We start from the raw sequence: 17,471 nt of genomic DNA on the forward strand, positions 1-17,471 counted from the left end.
TCCGCATTCAGAGCAGTCGCGCCGCTCGGCCGCTCCGCGGCGTTGCGTTGTTGTAGTAGCTCGACGCCTGCTGCACCGATCGATGCCGTGATTGCTCCATCGCCTCAGGAAGAGGTATGCCGAGATTGGCCGCTTCTGTGAGATATCCCGACCGCAGCCCATGAGCCGAAAACTCCCCGCTGTCTAATCCCGCCATCGCCGCCCGCTGCTTGACGATATCATTGACCGATTTCGGATCGAGTGTCCGCCTCGACACATTACCCCAACGATCCACCTTGCGGAACACCGAGCCTTTGTCGATCCGTGCTGCCTCGATCCAGCTATTCAGTGCCACGACTGGCCTGCCGGTGAGATAGACCACTTCGTCCTGATCTGCACCGGATGTTTTCGTTCGTCCGAGATGAATGGCAAGAGAGGAAAGGGGAGGGCCGTCCGCGACGACGATCGGCGGCTGGACAGTCAGCTGCTCCCGGCGCAGTCCTGCAATCTCGCTGCGCCGGCGGCCACCAGAGGCAAACGCCACCATCAGGATTGCCCGGTCACGGAGATCGCGCAGGCTGCCGCTCGCACAGGTCGCCAACATCTTGGCCAGGACATCGCCGGTAACGGCCTTGGCGCTCTTCCTTTTCCGCGGCCGCGGCGTCGCCCGGACGGCTAGCCGGATCGCAGACTTGAGGGCAGGGGAGGCGAAGGCACCGGTGAGGCCGCGCCATTTCGTCAGCGTCGACCAGGTGGCCAGCCGCCGGCGCACCGTGTCGGGTGCATGCGGACCGGTCACCTTCAAAAACCCTTGCTCACGAAGGTTTTGCGCGACCTCAGTCGGCATCCCGTGCTCCAGATCGTTTTCGCGCTTAGCCGGATCCCACAGATGATGCGCAACAAATTTCAACAGCAGCGCCTCGGGCGCCGGCCAGGGCAGTGATGTTCCCGTCGCAGCCAGCGACCAGGCCTGCAGATAAGCCAGATCAGACGTGAGTGCGCGAAGGGTGTTTTCACCCATGCCCTCGTTGACCAGATGGCGTAGCGTTTCGACATCCTGATCGGTCAGCACCTCGGCCAACTCGTCACGCCGTTCCAGCGGCAGAACGGCGGCGATCGTATCGAGTTCGTGAGCGCGGCGATCGACGACATCGCCGGCTCGTCGCTTAGTCGCCATGGGCGAAAGGCCCGAGAACAGCAACCCCTTCCTCACGGGCGGCAGCGGCCAGTTTGCGGTCGAGCGTTGCCAGCGGAACGCTGCGATTGAGGGCGAGCGCCAGGTAAGCTGCGTCATATGCGCTCAGACTGTGATTGGCAGACAGCAACAGGACATAACTGTCTCCGCCAATGCCGGCATCATCGAGCGGCAGCCGGCGGACGCGCTCCATGTTGACCAGCGCACCGCCGGCAGCAATCCGACCACGGCGCTCGGACATCGCCAGAATGTTGCGGATCTCGAAGAAGAACAGTGACGGAATTGGGCAGGGGGCGTCGATTGTCGCGATCACCGCCTCGGCAGCATCGGAAAACTCTTCCGGCTGCAGCCAAGCCGCCGCCATAGAGGCATCGATGACAAACGACATCAGCGACGACCTTCGTCGCGCCAGGAGAGGATTTCGTCATGCGTCGACGCGGCGGTTTTGAGCCGGGCGGCACGAACTTCGGCGAGAAGCAGCTGCATATCAGTTTCTTTAGCGACGCGGGCCAGTCGTATAATGGGATTGTTGCCGCGGGCGATCACGATGTCTTCGCCGCCTTCCGCGCGAACGAGGAGGTCGGACAGATGGGTCTTTGCTTCGGAAATCTTGACAGTGGTTGTCATCGGCGCTGGCCTCAATTTTGGCTTCGGGCACCAAAATATGGCCCTCTCCGAGGTTGGTCAAGCAGTTGGTCTTCTTACTTCCGATAAGCATTACCTATCGATGGTTATAACGCCAGCCGATAATCATACCATGTGGCGAACTACAATATACAGATAGCGTTCTTTTAAAAGATCGTTTACCATCATATCAATGGCTTACGATATTTCAAAAATCAGTATGACGGCCCTGATGCGGCCGGCTTTCGACGCCGGCTGTGGCTTTTAGCTCCCGATTTCAATTGAAGCGCTAAGCGAGAAATTCGGCACTGAAATCTCCTCTTACGATTTCACTGCGGAGTAGGGGAGGGGCCAACTAAAGCCCTGATGCCTTAGTCAGATTCACGCGGAAGCGATCCCGCCGGCGCTGATATCTGCGTGTCATCTCCGCTGAAGCATGACCAAGCTGTTTCTGGACGTAACGCTCGTCGACTTCAGCGGAGGAGGCCAAGCCCGCGCGAAGGGAATGGCCGGAAAACTTTAAAGCCCGCTCGATCTCACTGAGATCGCCGCGAACGCCGGCAGCCATTGCGGCCCTTTTCACAAGCCGAGCAACCTCCTTGTCGTTCAGCCGCTCCGAGCCGATAGCTTTCCCTTGCCCGGTGACCCGGCGAAACAGAGGGCCATGAGCTAGCTTGGCGAACTTGATCCAGGTCTCGATTGCGGCGACCGGGCAGGTCGCATCGGCCGAGCCGCGACCGACCTCGACCTCTCGCCATCCGGTTTTACCTCGCAGGGTGAGGAGCATACCCTTGTCGAGGATCTCGATCCAACCGCGACCGTCCTCAGTCTGGTCGGCCTTCAGGTCGAGGCCGACGATCTCGGAGCGCCGAAGGCCGCCAGCGAAGCCGATGAGCAACATGGCCCGATCCCGTAGGCCGCGCAGGGAGCCGCGATCGAACGTTTCGACCATGGCAATGATATCCTCAGCCATGACCGCTTCCTTCTGGACAGGTGGCTTGGCGTGGCTGTTGCGGATGCCGGCCATCACGGTGGCGATATGCCGGTCCTTGCGATCGAGCGAGAGGCCACGCTGGGCATAGTTCCAGGAGAGTGAGGAGAGGCGGCGTTCGATGGTCGAGACAGAGTTCGCTTTTGCACCCCGTTCAGCCGTGCCAGAAGCGCAAGCTGTGATGTAAAGTCCGACGGTTTGCGGATGCGGGGGCAGGGGGGCCAGATTGGAGCGCCTGCACCACGCCGAAAAATGCTTCCAGTCGGCCGCGTAGGCCTTGCGCGTGTTGGCGGAACTGGCCGCCTGGACATAGCCACGAGCGCGATCGGCGAGGCTGGCAAGATGAGCAGGTGTCTCGTCACCGCCAGCGAGAGAGGGGAGGGGGCTTGCGCCTGACGCCTCTGGCGCGGAAACATCACGCCCAACCGCCGTGCTGAGAGACGGCGCTGAGGTCTCTTCGACGTGATTTTTGGTGTTTTGCTCGATGATTTGGGCCATATCTCTATAATGAGCATAATGTCCGATAATGCAAGATTATCGGACATTATGTGCTGCCGACATGCCGTGCGGTTAAGCGCGATATTGCTGGCATAAACCGCGCACATGATCTACGCTGCTCTGTATGGATTCGCTCGCGCCCGCTGCTCCACCGACCCCGATCTGGTCGTCTCGTCTACCTAGCTGGGCGCGGCCGCGAGTTCACGACTTCACCGAAGCCGACGCCGCCTTTGGAGCCGGTATCGCACTGAAATCGCTCGACGATCTGATCCGCGCCGATCCGCCATGGCTTGGCTGCTGGCGCGATCGCCTTGCCCTCAAATCGGCTGCAGTCGCCGCTAGGATGCTCGGGCGGAACGAGGAGGAACACGCGTTGCGTGACGCGGTTTTGCTGACGGCCGCCGGCGACGATTCCGGCCCGGCCGGCAAAGTGTTTCTGGCAACACGAATGCTGGCTCATCGAAACGGGACGATCACCACACCCTTTGTTAGGGAAGTCGCCGAACTGCTGGGGATGAACTGGGACGACAGCCTTGCCTCCATCCCCGACATGGTCGATTCTGCAAATCAGTCCGGGCGAGCAGCACCCTTCGCGGTGGCGGACCTGATAACGGCGATCTCTGCCGTTCGCCCGGACGCCGAGGTGCTGGCCCTTGGCCTTGCCGAGTTCGTGCTGGCGCGAAAACTGAACTGGCCAACACCCGTGCCGCTACTGTTGCCCGAGCGTTTTGGTCCGGCTTTCCGCACCATCGGTGGGCGCGGTCGCGTCCGGCCGGGTGAGCCAGCCTATCCGAAGGCGATCTGCCTGGCGCTGGTCGACGGTGTTGAGGCCGCGCTGCGATCCGCCGTCGAGATCGATCGCCGCGCCGCGCGGCTGTTGGCGGTGGCACCGAAACTACGGACCAAGGGCGCCGAGCCGGTCATCCGCCGATTGCTGACCAACGACGCAGTATCGGTGTCCGCGCCGGGCTCAAAACTGTCCCGGTGGGCGGCCAACCGGCTGTTCGAGCGTCTGGAAAGTTTCGAGGCGGTGCGCGAGCTCTCCGGCCGCTCCTCGTTCCGAATATTCGGGTTGTGACGATGGCCGGATCTCCTGCAGCTAAACCACCCCGAAGGAACGCGAACGCCGCAAGCGAACGCTTGTTTGATCGGGAGTTGGAGGATTTGCCGGCGGAGATGCGCTGGCGGGAATGGATGATGCGGGTTGAGGCGGTGATTTTTGCCTCGGCCGAGCCGGTCAGCCGCGAGACGCTGGCGCGGGTGGTGGGAAGAGACTGTAGTATCGATTTGCTGGTCGATGATCTTATCGAGGAGCTGCGTGACCGACCCTATGAGCTGGTGTCGGTTGCAGGCGGCTGGCAGCATCGAACGCGTTCGCGGTTCGCTGAAACGATCCGCGCCTCATCGGCGCCGACAAGGGGAGGGGCTGCAGCCCTATCGGAGTTCGAGGCGATGGTGTTGATGGCGGTGGGATATTTTCAGCCAGTGACGCGGGGAGAGTTGGGAAAGATTTTTGGCAGGGAAGTCAGCCGCGACATGATCGGTAATTTGCGTGGGTCGGGATTTATCGGGTCCGCGCCGCGCAGCCCGACGCCCGGGGCGCCTTATACCTATGTGACAACGCAGCATTTCCTGTCGGCATTCGGGATGGACACGCTGCGCGATCTGCCGGACATTGAAGCACTCGAAGATGCGGGATTGCTCAGCCGGCAGATTGTTCGGAATGAGTCGCTTTTGGTCGAAGCGGAGGGCGATGAGGTGTAAGGCCGTGCTGCCAACGGTAGGAAGTAGCCGTCACTATCGGCAACATTTATGTCGTTCTTACCACCCATCCATGTATGCGTAATCGACGCGGCCAAGAAGGCCAATGCGGCGGCTATCGACACGCTATTGGTCTAGCGGCGCGACAACGTTAGAAGGCGCTGATAGCGGACATCGTTTTCGAGGCGACTATTCCTTTCCGAGATGTGTCGTAGAGCTCGGTCCAGACCGTTTGGAATAACCGCGCCTTCTTCTGATCCAACAGTCTTGTCTAGGATTGCGAGCAATGCCGCTGCATCTCGCGGTGTATGGATGCCGCCTATCGCGTTACCGTTTTCGGAGCGATCCAGTATTCCATATTCCCAAAGCGACCAGCATTGGAAAGGTGTAAGGTACGGAAGGATGAGGTCGACGGCGTCTGCGAAACTTTGACTGGCAGCTGCCGGAAAATCGGCAAGTGCGTCCGAGAGCGCGGGAGATGATAGCGTCAGTTCCTTCGGCCAAACTTTTTCAAAAAGCTCCTTGATCAAGCTGAAACGCTCGGCTGGTGGCTGCGGCGTTCCCCCAGGTTCCTTCAGATATTTTTTCATTGCCCGAAGGGCCCTAGCCCGGACGTCGTCGCCCCCAATCCGCAGCATCTGCTGGATAAGGCCGGAAGGGATCGTCGGCGGGTGACCGTCGCGCATATCAATGATCGTTGCAAAGATCGACCGTTGCGCCAGCGCGCCCCGAATATCAGCAGGAAGCTCACTACCTGCTGCCACTTCGATCATTCGCGAGCCGACCGCTTCCAGGACTTCGCGGGCAGGCAAATACTCTGTTTCCGCAAAAGCTTGCCACAGTTCGATGCTGGACGCCTTCGCATCCAAGAGCGGGGCAAGTAGATGCCTTTTCACCCAGTCCTGATCAGTTGACCAGAAATAGTCGAAGTACATCATGAGTTGGTAGCGAGCTTGGAGCGCGGCTTCACCCGTTGCGTCCGCTAAAGCGACCAACACATTCGACCAAGGCTCTCGCGCCAAGGTTCCGGATTTGAAATTTGGTATGGCACGAATGAAGCCATCCACAAGATTGCCTACCGGTGTCGAGAACGAACGGTCGCGTAGAGGGGTATCGATCTTTGGCGAATTATTGGTCTGAACGACAGCCATGGGCCAAAGCGTCAGCCACGCGGAAATGTAGTCGTCTTCTCCGTTGAGCAAACGATCCCATGTGCTCATCCATGATGTGAGACCAGGCAGAGCCGCATCGAGAATCTTCGTGTCCGTAGTAGCGATCACCGCGCACATCTTGAGAGCGGTTGGGACAAGTGACATGTCTTCCGGCGTTGCCGTCTGGCGGGTCGCATTGATATCCACTGGTCGGAAACTGTAACCCAATGCCTGCCAAACCTTCGCTCTCGCTGCCGTATAGGCAGCGCCGGAAAGCAGATCGAGGATCAAATCGGGATTGCGGCCGATATAATCCGAGGCGGCTCGGCTCTTGCTGTCCCATCCTTCGTCGCTGAGCTGTCGCGCTAGTTCTTCGATCAGTCTCGAGGACGGAATATCGTCGAAAGTTGGATCACTAACCGTGTCCTCTAAGACCGTTCTGACCCCTACATCAAAGCCTTGTGTCACGCTGGTTATGGGAACTTGCGCCGTTTGCGCAGAAAGAAAGTTGTGCAACCAACTATCTCCGTCGTCCGAGAGTTGCCCTCCGGCGATCTTTATCCTTTGCATCTCTATCGCGCTTCGACGGGTCACAGCCTCCAAGGCTTCATCCTTGCCGAGCCGTTTAATCAAACGACCAGGCGGCTCCCCTTTGATCAGACGCCGCTCCAGCCGCGTTCGGACCAGATCGGGAAGAGAAGACCAACGGAGTGCGCGGAGCTCAGCGAATTCCGGGAACGCATCCGTCCACCAAAACTCACGGTCATCCAGATTCACAAGGAATTCGGCAACGTCGGACGCGCTAATTAAAGAGGCTTCTCGCGCGGCCGCCGCCCATAGGCGCTTGTAGAGCTTCCAGCGATCGACATCCCATGAGGAGATAGCGCGCAGGGCTGCTTTTTGATCTATTCTCGCCAGTTGTTCGACCGTCGCGAACAACAGTTTCGTAGTGGGAGCGAAACCTTTCTTGTAGCGATCCGGCTCGCCGCCACCTTCCGGATATTGGTTGGGCGGTACAAAATAAACCCGATGTACGAGCCAAGTTGTTGCATCCGCATCTCCTGCAATCATCCCGATACGCCGGGCCTGGTTCAAGCCACTGAGCAAGCTCGCGTTGAGCGCTAGGGCAAGTTCAAACAGGAAATCGCGGTCCTCATTATTTTTGAGGTCGATTTCATCGGGCGTGAGGGGCTCTCCGCCCTCCATGGAAATCCAGAAGATATCGCCAATAGTCTTTGGATGCCTCGCGCGCTTATGACCAAACGCTTCGTATTTTCGAGCGCTTTCCAGCCGGATCCACGGCCTCACCGACGAAACGATTAGACTGACGGTCTCGCTTTGACTGGCCCTGGACTTCAGATCGCGCTTTAGTAGAAGCCGGTCGTAGGACGTCTCGGCGAATGGCGCATCCCAGAACTCGAACAAATATTGCCAGGCAGAGGCGTAAGGCTCGGCAAGATCCTTGATCCGGAAGTCGAGGAGATCCCGCAACGCTGCCCGTTCGGCTCCTTGATCGGAGCGGAGCAAGCGAGCCCATTCCAGAAATTCACGATCGGTCAATCGCTCTAGCGCGAAGGCGCGGGTGTTTTGTGCAATTCTCGCATCGATATCGGAAAGTTTAACGGTTCTCATCTAACTGCCCCGCGCCGTTTCCCGAACAAGTTGATTAAGGAAGGCGAGCCACTTCGGTGACGCGACCTTGGAGGCAAGAAGCCTGCTAAGTTCCGCCTGTTCTGTCGGATTCGACCGTCCCACATAGTATCGGATGAATGACTGCCCGACCTGCCCTTCGGGTGTGTCCGGATCCAGCTTCGCGATCGAAACAAGGTGCTTCTTGACTCGAGAGGTGTTGCGTTTGTCAGGAATGATCTCTGACCAGCGCGACAAGACCTTGCCAAGCGCTTTGTGATTGTCCGCCTTGTCGTAGGTAATAGGGGTAATACCACGCGACTGCCACTCGATTGGGGTTCGTGCATCGCTTGGATCACATCCAACGAATGCATAACGCGGTTTCAGATCAACAAAATGCCGCTCATCTGCGGCAATCGCGTTGAGAAGGTAGCGGACGGGCGAGTCATTGGCGCTGTAGCCGACCAGCACGAGATGGAAAATGCGGGCCGCGTCATACAGGAACGAGGTAATGATGTGGCGTCTGAGGTATGCATCCCCAAAGTCCTGGTCGGTGAGTATCAACGTGGAACCCCGCTGAGACTTGAGCGGCAGCATTCCATGAATATGCAGAATGCCGGCGAACTCCGTGCTACGACTGGGATTAGGGATTTCCCCAAGGGCGAACGCCTCGTCGGAATACTTGTCCTTCTTTGCCGCGATGCTGAGTAGGCGGTCGAAATTTGTTGTGACCAGCAATGTCTGGCCAAAACGCTGACCAAGCCGCACGAGAGCAGAGTGCAACGAATTGGGTTCGACTGTCCGCTCTAGAACCTTGCGAGCTGCGCGCCGCAACGTGCTCATCCTGCTAGGGTCGCCGTCGATCCGGCGCTCCAGCATTCCTAGGACAACATCATATTCATGCTGGGCAAAAAACTTCAGCTCTGTCCGCTGCTGGTGTGTCAGCATGCCGGGTATCTTGTTCCATTCCAAGGGTTTTGGCTTTCGAAGTTCCGCTAGTGGCCCCTTCATCGCCGCGTCTACCTCCGCATAAATGTCGGCGACGAGACCTCCAAAGTCCGGCAGTGAGGACGGTGGCGGATATGATGCCCCAGCCCCCACGATAAACAACACGTCACCGCGATCTCTGGCGACGAGCAGTTCTTGAGGAAGAGGCGGCAGATCGTCACCGAGAATTATAGAAGAAATCATGTCCGCGTATGCCCGTTATCTCGCTTGATTAACTGGTGACATAACATTGGGGAGAGTTCAAATTGTTGCTCTCGATCTGAGGTTGTTACACAGACGAACCTGTAAACGACTCTGGGTAAACAACTGGGTTCGACTTGACCCGATGGCACCGAAGCCTCTTATGCTATGGCCATGATCTATAACTTTGCGAATCTATCCCACGGCGATTTCGAAAACCTGGTTAGAGACCTTGTCGGGCGCGCCATCGGTGTGCGCTTTGAGGCATTTGCCGCCGGGCCTGACGGCGGGATCGATGGTCGTTACATCGACCCGTCCGGCAAGACGATCCTTCAAGCCAAACATTACCAAGCCTCAAAGTTTTCGGATTTGAAGCGTGCGATGGTTAAGGAGAGGGCCTCAATCGACCGCTTGGAGGCGGAGCGGTACATTCTCGCAACCTCACAACCGCTGACGCCAGCAAACAAGACAGCGCTACGCGATGTGATCGGTCCTTCGCTCCGAAGTGAGGCTGACATCTTCGGTATTGATGATCTCGTCGCACTGTTGCGTCAGAATCCTGATCTAGTGACAGTTCATGAAAAGCTCTGGATGCAGAGCGCGCCGGTACTTGAGACCATCCTGACCTCCGCACTCGACAAGTATCATGCCCGACCCCGGTCGATGCCTCAATCGCTTGCAGATCTGTTGGAAGGGGCGGCCGGGCAACCGAAGAGCCCTTTGACCGAACGCGTCTCGGAAGGTGCTCGCCCGCGCGATGTAATTTTCTTAAGCAAGGCTTCCCCGCACGATGACGAGTTTGCCCTCTGGCTGGCGCCAAAGCTCGAGGCAGAGGGCTACAAAGTGTTTACAGATCTTCTGACACTGGAGCCGGGTGATCGATGGCGAAAGGAAATAAGCGCAGCACTTCAACACCGCGCCGTAAAGGTTCTGGTTCTCTGCAGGGACGCTACCCTCTCCGACGACAATGTCCAGGAGGATATTCTAATTGCTGGCGATCTTGGAAAAGCTTTGGGAGACAAGCGCTTTTTGATCCCGCTGCGGCTTCAACCCTATCACAAGGTTCCGGGGCTGGCAGACGCCGTCTATGTGGATTTCGTTCGCGGATGGGGTGACGGCCTTGCGGCCTTGCTGGAGACGTTGCGGAGGCAAAATGTGCCTTTCGACAAATCCGGAATTGAGATGCAGCCCAACTGGGAGATTTTCCGCCGACGCGGTGCGATCCCACTAAAGGACGAGCCGGAAAGGCTTACATCTAACTGGTTGCGTATCGCTGAGGTGCCGGACGCGATCCGGTTCTACGAGCCCAGCGGTGTGGTGGAGCGCGGACTGCTTCAACGGGCCATCGATGGCTTTGAATACTTCGCAGTTCCACAAGGTACCGGCTTTTTCACCTTCGCCGGGACGGACGAGGTCGAGCGCGAGTTCGACGCGGCTGGCCGTTTTAAGCTCAAACACGAGATTCCAGTAATCGACTTTGTCGAACATGGCTTAAAACGGGAGAGCGTCACCCGGCAGGTCGCCTCTAACATCCTTCACAACGCGTTCAAAAAGGCATGGTTCGCTTATTGTCGCGATCAGGGATTGGTCGAGTATCACTATTCAAACGCTGTCGGATTTCATGCATCTTCCAGCAAGGTCGCAATTCGGCAGCGCGTTCCGTGGGGCCGGCAAGGTGAAGGCCGTCGCTGGTCAATGCTTCGCAACGTGGCAAAGGGTCATATCTGGAATTACGGTGTCACGGCGATTCCATCCTTCCAGCCATTCTTCCATTTCAAACTGAAGTCGCGCGTGTTGTTTTCCGTCGCCACCAACACGGAAGAGGGACTGTCACTGGACGATGCCAGAAAGCAGCACCGGCTCCGTCGAACCATCTGCAAAGGCTGGCGTAACAAACAGTGGTATGGCCGTATGCTGGCATTCCTCGAAATGTTGTCCGGGGAGTCTGCATTCATACGTCTGCGGCTTGCGGAGAATGCTTTTGTTGTCCTTGAAGCTACACCAATGCTTTTCACGTCGCCGGTGAGCACAGATCTCCCAGATGCCCTGGCCGACGATGACGACGAAGCTGATTTGAGCACTTTGGGCAGACCCGAACCTGAAGAGGTTGATGAATGAGACTTCCCGAGAAGCAGTTGCGTGTCGCGCATTTCCATGAGCCGCAGCTCGAATTCGCCGCCGGCCAGATAACCCCACACCCCAAGGACGGACTGTTCCTATACGGCCCTCATGACAAGGCTCGGAAAGTGCAGCCGGTTCGAGTCGGCGTCGTTGGAACGACAGACGGGATTGGGTTCTTCAAAACATGGGGAGCCAAACTCAAGCACATGATCGCGGTTCCACCGCCAGGCAAGGGTGAAAAAGCTGACCGTCTGCATTTAGCCAACTTTCCCGGGTTGGAAGAGACGTTCGGGATAACGTTCGATCCAGAGGACTGCAGTAGCCTCGCCATTCCGCTTGACGCGATTGATCGCGCGAGCCGCATCGTCAACCTGAACGAAGCAGTGAGCAAGGTTGCCACGCTCTATGTCGAAAGGGTGCGAAAGCATCTCAGAAATGACGAACGTGCTGTAGACGTTTGGATCCTGGTGCTACCGGAAATCGTCTATGATCGCTGTCGCCCAGGTGCGAAGCGAACTGGTCTGCCAATGGTGAAAGGCGATTTTAGCAGGCGGCAAAAGAAAAAAGCCGATCTACCCTTGTTGTCATCGGTGCTTGATCTCCAAGCAGAGGAGGTTTTCGATGACGTTCCCGATTTTCATCGGCGCATCAAAGCCGAGTTTCTCAAAATCGCGCCGACGCAGTTGCTTCGTGAAACAACGATCGCTCCCGAGGCCTTTATCAACAAGGCTGGATATCCGGTCCGAAAAACACAGGATGCCGCGACCGTTGCCTGGAACTTGGCGACGGGCCTCTACTACAAGACCCAGCCCCGCCCTCCTTGGAAGTTACCCGGGGGCCGGCCCGGTGTCTGTTACCTCGGTTTGGTCTACAAGAGCCTTCCGAGCGATCCGGAGGGACATTCCTGTTGTGCGGCACAAATGTTCCTTAACGAAGGGGACGGCGTGGTGTTTCGCGGAGCCAATGGACCTTGGAAAACCGGCGACTACGAATACCATCTGAAACCAGACGCTGCGAGAAACCTCCTCTCGATGGTCCTTGAGACATATCAAGACAATTATGGCGCGCCCCCACGTGAACTGTTCATTCACGGCCAGACCTACTTTAACGACGAGGAATGGGCGGCATTTTCGGCGGCAGCTCCGACTGAGACCAACGTAGTGGGTGTCCGTATCCGAACCACTGGCGGAGAAACCAAGCTCTTCCGCGACGGCGACTACCCCGTGTTGCGGGGAACCGCACTGATCCTGGACGAAAAGACAGCGTACTTGTGGACAAACGGCTATGTGCCGCAGCTCGACACATATATCGGCCCCGAGACGCCGAACCCTCTTCACATCACCGTGCTGCGCAGCAAGAACGCGATGCCCAGCGTAGACGACGTTCTTGCTGACATCATGGGACTGACCAAAATCAACTATAACTCTTGCAACTTCAACGATGGCTTGCCGGTAACTGTCCGCTTCGCAAAAATGGTTGGGGACGTTTTGACCATGGGGTCGGCGAAGGGCGAGGAGCGCCAGCCGTTTAAGTTCTATGTGTGAGGAGCCGCTAAAGTTGTGAGGAAGGGTAGAGTAGCAGGATAATAGAGTAACTTATTCTCAGAGGTCCAGGGATCGTGCCTGCGGGGATTGATGGCAGGGATGTCGAGGAGGGTCATATGGGACAAATGAAAGAGCTTCAGATCGAAACCCACAATCTAGCGCGGGATTGGGACGCCCTGGTTGAAACCATCTTGAGTCAGCAGGAAATCGGCGAAGCAGCTTTGCTGAAACCGGATGAAGGCCCGTCCTCGCAGGAAGAGTGGGAATCCTTTCGTTTAGTACCCGATCTAAGATTTCAGCCGAAAGGCACAAAACTCGAGACTGCAATAGAAATCAAGATGTTCCGTTGGCAAAGCGATTGGCGCCATCGGGTCGCCGACGCCATCTCCCACATGCAGGAAATTCTAGCGACGAGGGATTTTGAACGCGGCATCATCATTCTTACGCTTGATCTTCCTGACGAAATACTTGCGCAACTAGATTCAACCCCAAGTTCCAGCATTGAAATCTGGGGTATCGGCAAGCTGCGTGAGCTTGCGGAGGGAATCGACGAGCTTTCCGACGGGCTGGAAGAGCTGATTGCAGAGACGATCCTTGACGACAATATCCGTGGTCCCATCAGGATCGAGCCGGAATTGCGGCAAGGTAGTTTGCTCGCGAGCAAATTGCGTCAGAGTACGCCGGGGACAGCCGGATGGCGGGAATTTGAGTTGCTGAGTGAGGAGGCGGTTCGACTGTTGTTTGGTCGAGACCTCTTGAATCTCACCGCGCAGCAGCGCACCGACGACGGGTTGAATCGCATGGATTTGGTGGGTCGGATCAAGAGCGAGGGTAACTCTTTCTGGTCCATGATCGCATCCGACTTCTCGACACGCTATATTGTGTTCGACGCAAAGAACTCGAAAGAGCAGATCACTCAGTCCGAGATACAGATCACCGAAAAGTACCTGTTTTCGAGGGGATTGAGGACGGTAGCGGTGGTGATTGCCCGCAACGGTGCAGACAAGAACGCCTTGAAACTTGCCGAAACTCAGCTTCGCGAGAACGGAAAATTCATCATGGTCATAACGCTTTCTGATTTGTGCGCCATGCTCGAAGGGGCGGATGCAGGGGATCCACCCGAAAACCTGTTGTTTCAGAGAATGGACGAAATGCTGATGAGGATGGGCCGATAGGCCGTCACTTAGGTCTCTGCGGAACGGTATAGTAATGGATTGGTTGTTATCTATGCGGGAATTGCGTTGCAAATTGTGCTGCAACTGATAGGCCAAAAGCAGAACGAAACGGCAAATTACGATGACCACCGCTCGCCACATTGTGACTCTTCTGAAAAGCCACATCGCCGGCGATGAGGACCGTTTCCTGTCGACCGCTCTACAGTTGGCCGCCCATGAGGCCCGGCAGGGACACGGTAAGCTGGCGCAGGAGGTCAAGGATCTCGTTGATACAGCAAAGACGCGCGAGCCGAGCATGCGCCGGCCGGGCGGAGCGGTCGCACTGGTGCAGCCAAAGGGTGAACTTGCCGGTCTGCTGAGCGCCCGTTACCCTGACATCCGCCTGGCAGATATGGTTCTGGCGCAACCGCTTCGTCAACGTCTCGATCGAATTTTAGCTGAACAGCGGCAGCAGGCGAACCTGCTTAGCCACGGACTTCAGCCCCGCCGCAAGATCTTGCTCGTCGGTCCGCCGGGCGCCGGCAAGACGATGACGGCGAGCGCTTTGGCGGGAGAACTGCACCTTCCCCTGTTCACCATTCTCTTGGACGGCCTGATCACCAAGTTTATGGGCGAGACCGCGTCGAAGTTGCGCTTGGTTTTCGATGCCATGACGGCGACCCGCGGGGTATATCTCTTCGACGAGTTTGATGCGATCGGAGCAAAGAGGGGAGACCGGCAAGACGTCGGAGAAATTCGGCGCGTGCTCAATTCCTTCCTGCAATTTGTGGAACAGGATGAAAGTCACGCCTTAATCGTCGCAGCGACCAATCATCCCGAACTGCTGGACCGGGCGCTTTTGCGTCGTTTCGACGACGTTATCGAATACACGCTTCCGAATGTCTCACTCATCGAAGCGATCCTTCGTAACAGGCTCGATCGCTTTGCATCACCCGAACTGTCGTGGGCAGATGTTGCGACCGCTGCACACGGTCTTTCGCCGGCAGATATTACGCGCGTGGCTAACGACGCCGCCAAGTCGGTCATTTTGGATAATACCGGAGTTGTCACAGGTGAGAGCATCCTTGAAGCGCTCGCCGAGCGCCGATATGCTGCTCAAGCCATGGATGCGAGCAACAGGCCATAATGGCAATCGGACCACGCACGCGCCCGCATTTCCTGCTCAAAGATAATGGCGCGGTAGAGCCCTACCGGCGCCCGAACCGGAAAATCGACCCACCGGTGCTGCCTCAACGTAATAGACAGGCCCACGCCCAGGCGCTGGCATTGGCAGTTGGAGGAGCTGTTGCGGTGGCAGAGAAGCAGCTTGCCGAGGCCGGGGCGACAGCGTTCGAGACGCGGGGCTTCTATCTCGAGTTTGATCTTCCTGCCTCCGAGGGGGCGGCAATCGACCAACTCGCTAACAGACAACAGAAAATGGAGGTAGTCGCAGTCCGCGAATCGGCAGGCGAAGATGGTATTGTTAAGGCCTCGGTATTTGTGCCCGAGCGGGCAAAAAACTACTTCCTGAACAAGATTGAGCAGTATCGATCGACGGACACGGACAAAGGACGGCCTCGAAATGAGCCTCTAATTTCCAGGATCGAAACCGTCCAGCTTGCATCGGCGCGGTCTCTCTTCACCGATGATGCAGCGCTCTTTCCGCCCGACGAACACCTGGCGGTATGGTGGGAAATCTGGTTGCGCGAAGGGAGGCGTGAGAAGTTTGAAGCCATAGCGGCAGCCTTGGAAATACAGATGCGCCAGCACGCCATCCGGTTCCCCGAGCGGGAAGTCGTTTTGGCTCTGGCTAGCACCGTCACTATGGATCGTGTCGTCGCGCGCAGCGATACCATTGCTGAGTTGCGGCGGGCAAAAGATACACCAGCGTTTTTTACAGGTCTTGGAGGCGCAGAACAAAGAGCTTGGACAGACGATCTCGTTGATCGGGTTCAGGTTTCGGAAACCGCCGGTGACGTTGCGATATGCCTTTTGGACAGCGGAGTCCGCCGCACTCATCCTCTGATCGAGCCCGCGTTGTCTATCGATGATTGGCATAGCATCAATCCTGCCTGGGGCGCCGACGACACCCCCGCCTGGAAAGGTCACGGCACGCGAATGGCCGGTGTCGCACTTTATAACGATCTGATTGACCCGCTCGCGACTCAGGATGCTATCGAGCTACGATATCGGCTGGAGAGTGTTAGAATTCTGCCGCCTGGCGACGCGGATGAAAACCAACCGGCTCTCTACGGCGCGATTACCGGTGAGGCGATTGCCCGAGCTGAAATACAGGCGCCGTACAGAAGTCGGGTGGTAGCGAATGCGATAACGAGCACGGCTCCGTCGCGTGGGCGGGCCTCATCATGGTCTTCATCGATCGACCAGCTCTGCTTCGAGACCGATGCACAGCGGTTGATCCTGATAGCGGCTGGAAACATACGGGTTGATTTAAGCCCTGCGGATCTCCTTGTTCGCAACGACATCGAGCCGCTGGACGATCCGGCGCAAGCTTGGAACGCAATCACTATAGGGGCCTTCACCAACAAAGTTGACGTGATCGATGCGGCTTTTGCCGGCTACGCCCCGATCGCGCCAGCTGGAGAACTGTCTCCGGCGAGCAGGACCTCCGTCAGCTTTGATCGCCAGTGGCCGGTCAAGCCAGATATTGTCATGGAGGGCGGGAACCTCGCGCATGACGGCGTCAATCCCGGTGAGCCGATCGATGACCTGCGTATTCTAACTACACACTTCCGGCCCGAGAACCGCCACTTCTCTACCATCGGCGACACCAGTTCCGCAACCGCTCAAGCTGCCAAGCTCGCAGCAGAGATCATGGTCAGCCGGCCGGGGCTCTGGCCTGAGACTGTACGTGCTTTATTGGTCCATTCCGCCGAATGGACACCTGCGATGGCTGCCCGTATCACGGCCTGCCACGGCAACAAAACGCAATTGCAAGCGATTTTGCGCCGCTACGGTTACGGCGTGCCTGATCTCGGCCGGGCGCTGCTTTCCGCCAGTAACGACCTGACGTTGATGATCGAGGACGATATTCGACCCTTCCAGCGGGAAGGGAGTGGATCGGTCAAAACGAGAGATATGAAACTTCATCTGCTTCCATGGCCAAAGGAGGAGTTGCTGGCCTTTGGCGCTGAGCCTGTGGAGGTCCGGGTCACGCTGTCCTATTTCGTTGAGCCAAATCCCGGCGAGCGTGGCTGGACCAGGCGTCACAGGTACGCGTCGCACGGATTGCGCTTTCAGATGAAAACCGCCACGGAATCCGTCGACGAGTTCCGAGCCCGCATTAACCAGGCTGCCCGAAACGAGGAAGAAGATACACCGGTCAATGTCGGCGACAGCTGGCTACTGGGTACATTCCGCGACAGCGGATCGCTGCATTCGGATTTTTGGCGCGGTACGGCGGCTGATCTTGCCGAGCGTGACGCCATCGGTATCTTTCCAGTTGGTGGTTGGTGGAAGGAAAAACCGTACTTGGACCGATACAACGAGCAGGCGCGATACTCGCTCATCGTGACCATTCGCGCTCCGAGTGCCGCGATTGATCTCTATGCGGCGGTCGAGACGATTCTGACTACAGAGATCGTCGCACAGGTATAACAACCCGCGGAGTGTTCG

Annotated in this window: 13 protein-coding genes; 7 read left to right on the forward strand and 6 right to left on the reverse strand. The window is 57.5% G+C overall.

Annotated elements, in window-relative coordinates; genetic code table 11:
• Window positions 1-7: 7 nt before the first annotated feature.
• The 4 genes from FHP24_RS25860 to FHP24_RS25875 form a co-directional block, all read right to left on the reverse strand.
• Complete coding sequence (locus tag FHP24_RS25860; RefSeq protein WP_139679139.1) at window positions 8-1,156, reverse strand: site-specific integrase; 1,149 nt, start codon at window positions 1,154-1,156, stop codon at window positions 8-10.
• On the reverse strand, window positions 1,146-1,562 hold the full coding sequence (locus tag FHP24_RS25865; protein WP_139679140.1) for a type II toxin-antitoxin system VapC family toxin: 417 nt from the start codon (window positions 1,560-1,562) through the stop codon (window positions 1,146-1,148). Before FHP24_RS25865 ends, FHP24_RS25860 begins: the two co-directional genes overlap by 11 nt.
• Window positions 1,562-1,801, reverse strand: coding sequence for a type II toxin-antitoxin system Phd/YefM family antitoxin (locus tag FHP24_RS25870; protein WP_139679141.1), 240 nt, complete (start codon window positions 1,799-1,801; stop codon window positions 1,562-1,564). Before FHP24_RS25870 ends, FHP24_RS25865 begins: the two co-directional genes overlap by 1 nt.
• Before the next feature lie 352 nt (window positions 1,802-2,153).
• Window positions 2,154-3,287 carry a site-specific integrase gene (locus FHP24_RS25875; RefSeq protein ID WP_139679142.1) on the reverse strand — a complete coding sequence of 378 codons (1,134 nt, stop codon included), beginning with the start codon at window positions 3,285-3,287 and terminating at the stop codon, window positions 2,154-2,156.
• Window positions 3,288-3,411: 124 nt separating this feature from the next.
• On the opposite strand from FHP24_RS25875, the gene FHP24_RS25880 reads away from it, so the two are divergent.
• Window positions 3,412-4,365: a DUF1403 family protein gene (locus FHP24_RS25880; RefSeq protein WP_139679143.1), complete on the forward strand. Its 954-nt coding sequence runs from the start codon at window positions 3,412-3,414 to the stop codon at window positions 4,363-4,365.
• 2 nt (window positions 4,366-4,367) lie between these two features.
• Window positions 4,368-5,051 carry an SMC-Scp complex subunit ScpB gene (scpB, locus tag FHP24_RS25885; RefSeq protein ID WP_139679144.1) on the forward strand — a complete coding sequence of 228 codons (684 nt, stop codon included), beginning with the start codon at window positions 4,368-4,370 and terminating at the stop codon, window positions 5,049-5,051.
• Window positions 5,052-5,182: 131 nt separating this feature from the next.
• Here scpB and FHP24_RS25890 read toward each other — a convergent pair whose 3' ends face one another.
• A complete protein-coding gene (locus tag FHP24_RS25890; RefSeq protein ID WP_139679145.1) occupies window positions 5,183-7,831 on the reverse strand; it encodes a hypothetical protein in 2,649 nt (882 codons plus the stop codon).
• A complete protein-coding gene (locus FHP24_RS25895) occupies window positions 7,832-9,019 on the reverse strand; it encodes an SIR2 family protein (RefSeq protein WP_139679146.1) in 1,188 nt (395 codons plus the stop codon).
• Between the two features lie 165 nt (window positions 9,020-9,184).
• Here FHP24_RS25895 and FHP24_RS25900 point away from each other — a divergent pair, with 165 nt between their 5' ends.
• The 5 genes from FHP24_RS25900 (at window position 9,185) to FHP24_RS25920 (ending at window position 17,453) form a co-directional block, all read left to right on the forward strand.
• Window positions 9,185-11,134: a TIR domain-containing protein gene (locus FHP24_RS25900; RefSeq protein ID WP_246091945.1), complete on the forward strand. Its 1,950-nt coding sequence runs from the start codon at window positions 9,185-9,187 to the stop codon at window positions 11,132-11,134.
• Complete coding sequence (locus tag FHP24_RS25905; RefSeq protein WP_139679147.1) at window positions 11,131-12,681, forward strand: argonaute/piwi family protein; 1,551 nt, start codon at window positions 11,131-11,133, stop codon at window positions 12,679-12,681. The genes FHP24_RS25900 and FHP24_RS25905 overlap by 4 nt, the downstream gene beginning before the upstream one ends.
• 116 nt (window positions 12,682-12,797) lie before the next feature.
• Window positions 12,798-13,856 carry a hypothetical protein gene (locus tag FHP24_RS25910; RefSeq protein WP_139679148.1) on the forward strand — a complete coding sequence of 353 codons (1,059 nt, stop codon included), beginning with the start codon at window positions 12,798-12,800 and terminating at the stop codon, window positions 13,854-13,856.
• Window positions 13,857-13,977: 121 nt separating this feature from the next.
• Window positions 13,978-14,982 (forward strand): AAA family ATPase, encoded by a 1,005-nt coding sequence (locus FHP24_RS25915; protein WP_139679149.1) that lies wholly within the window; start codon window positions 13,978-13,980, stop codon window positions 14,980-14,982.
• The gene (locus FHP24_RS25920) at window positions 14,982-17,453 is read left to right on the forward strand and encodes a S8 family peptidase (RefSeq protein WP_139679150.1); all 2,472 of its coding nucleotides are present in this window, start codon (window positions 14,982-14,984) and stop codon (window positions 17,451-17,453) included. The genes FHP24_RS25915 and FHP24_RS25920 overlap by 1 nt, the downstream gene beginning before the upstream one ends.
• Window positions 17,454-17,471: the final 18 nt, after the last annotated feature.

The sequence above is a fragment of the Aliirhizobium smilacinae genome (genome assembly GCF_006335145.1).
GTDB classification, from domain to species: domain Bacteria; phylum Pseudomonadota; class Alphaproteobacteria; order Rhizobiales; family Rhizobiaceae; genus Neorhizobium; species Neorhizobium smilacinae.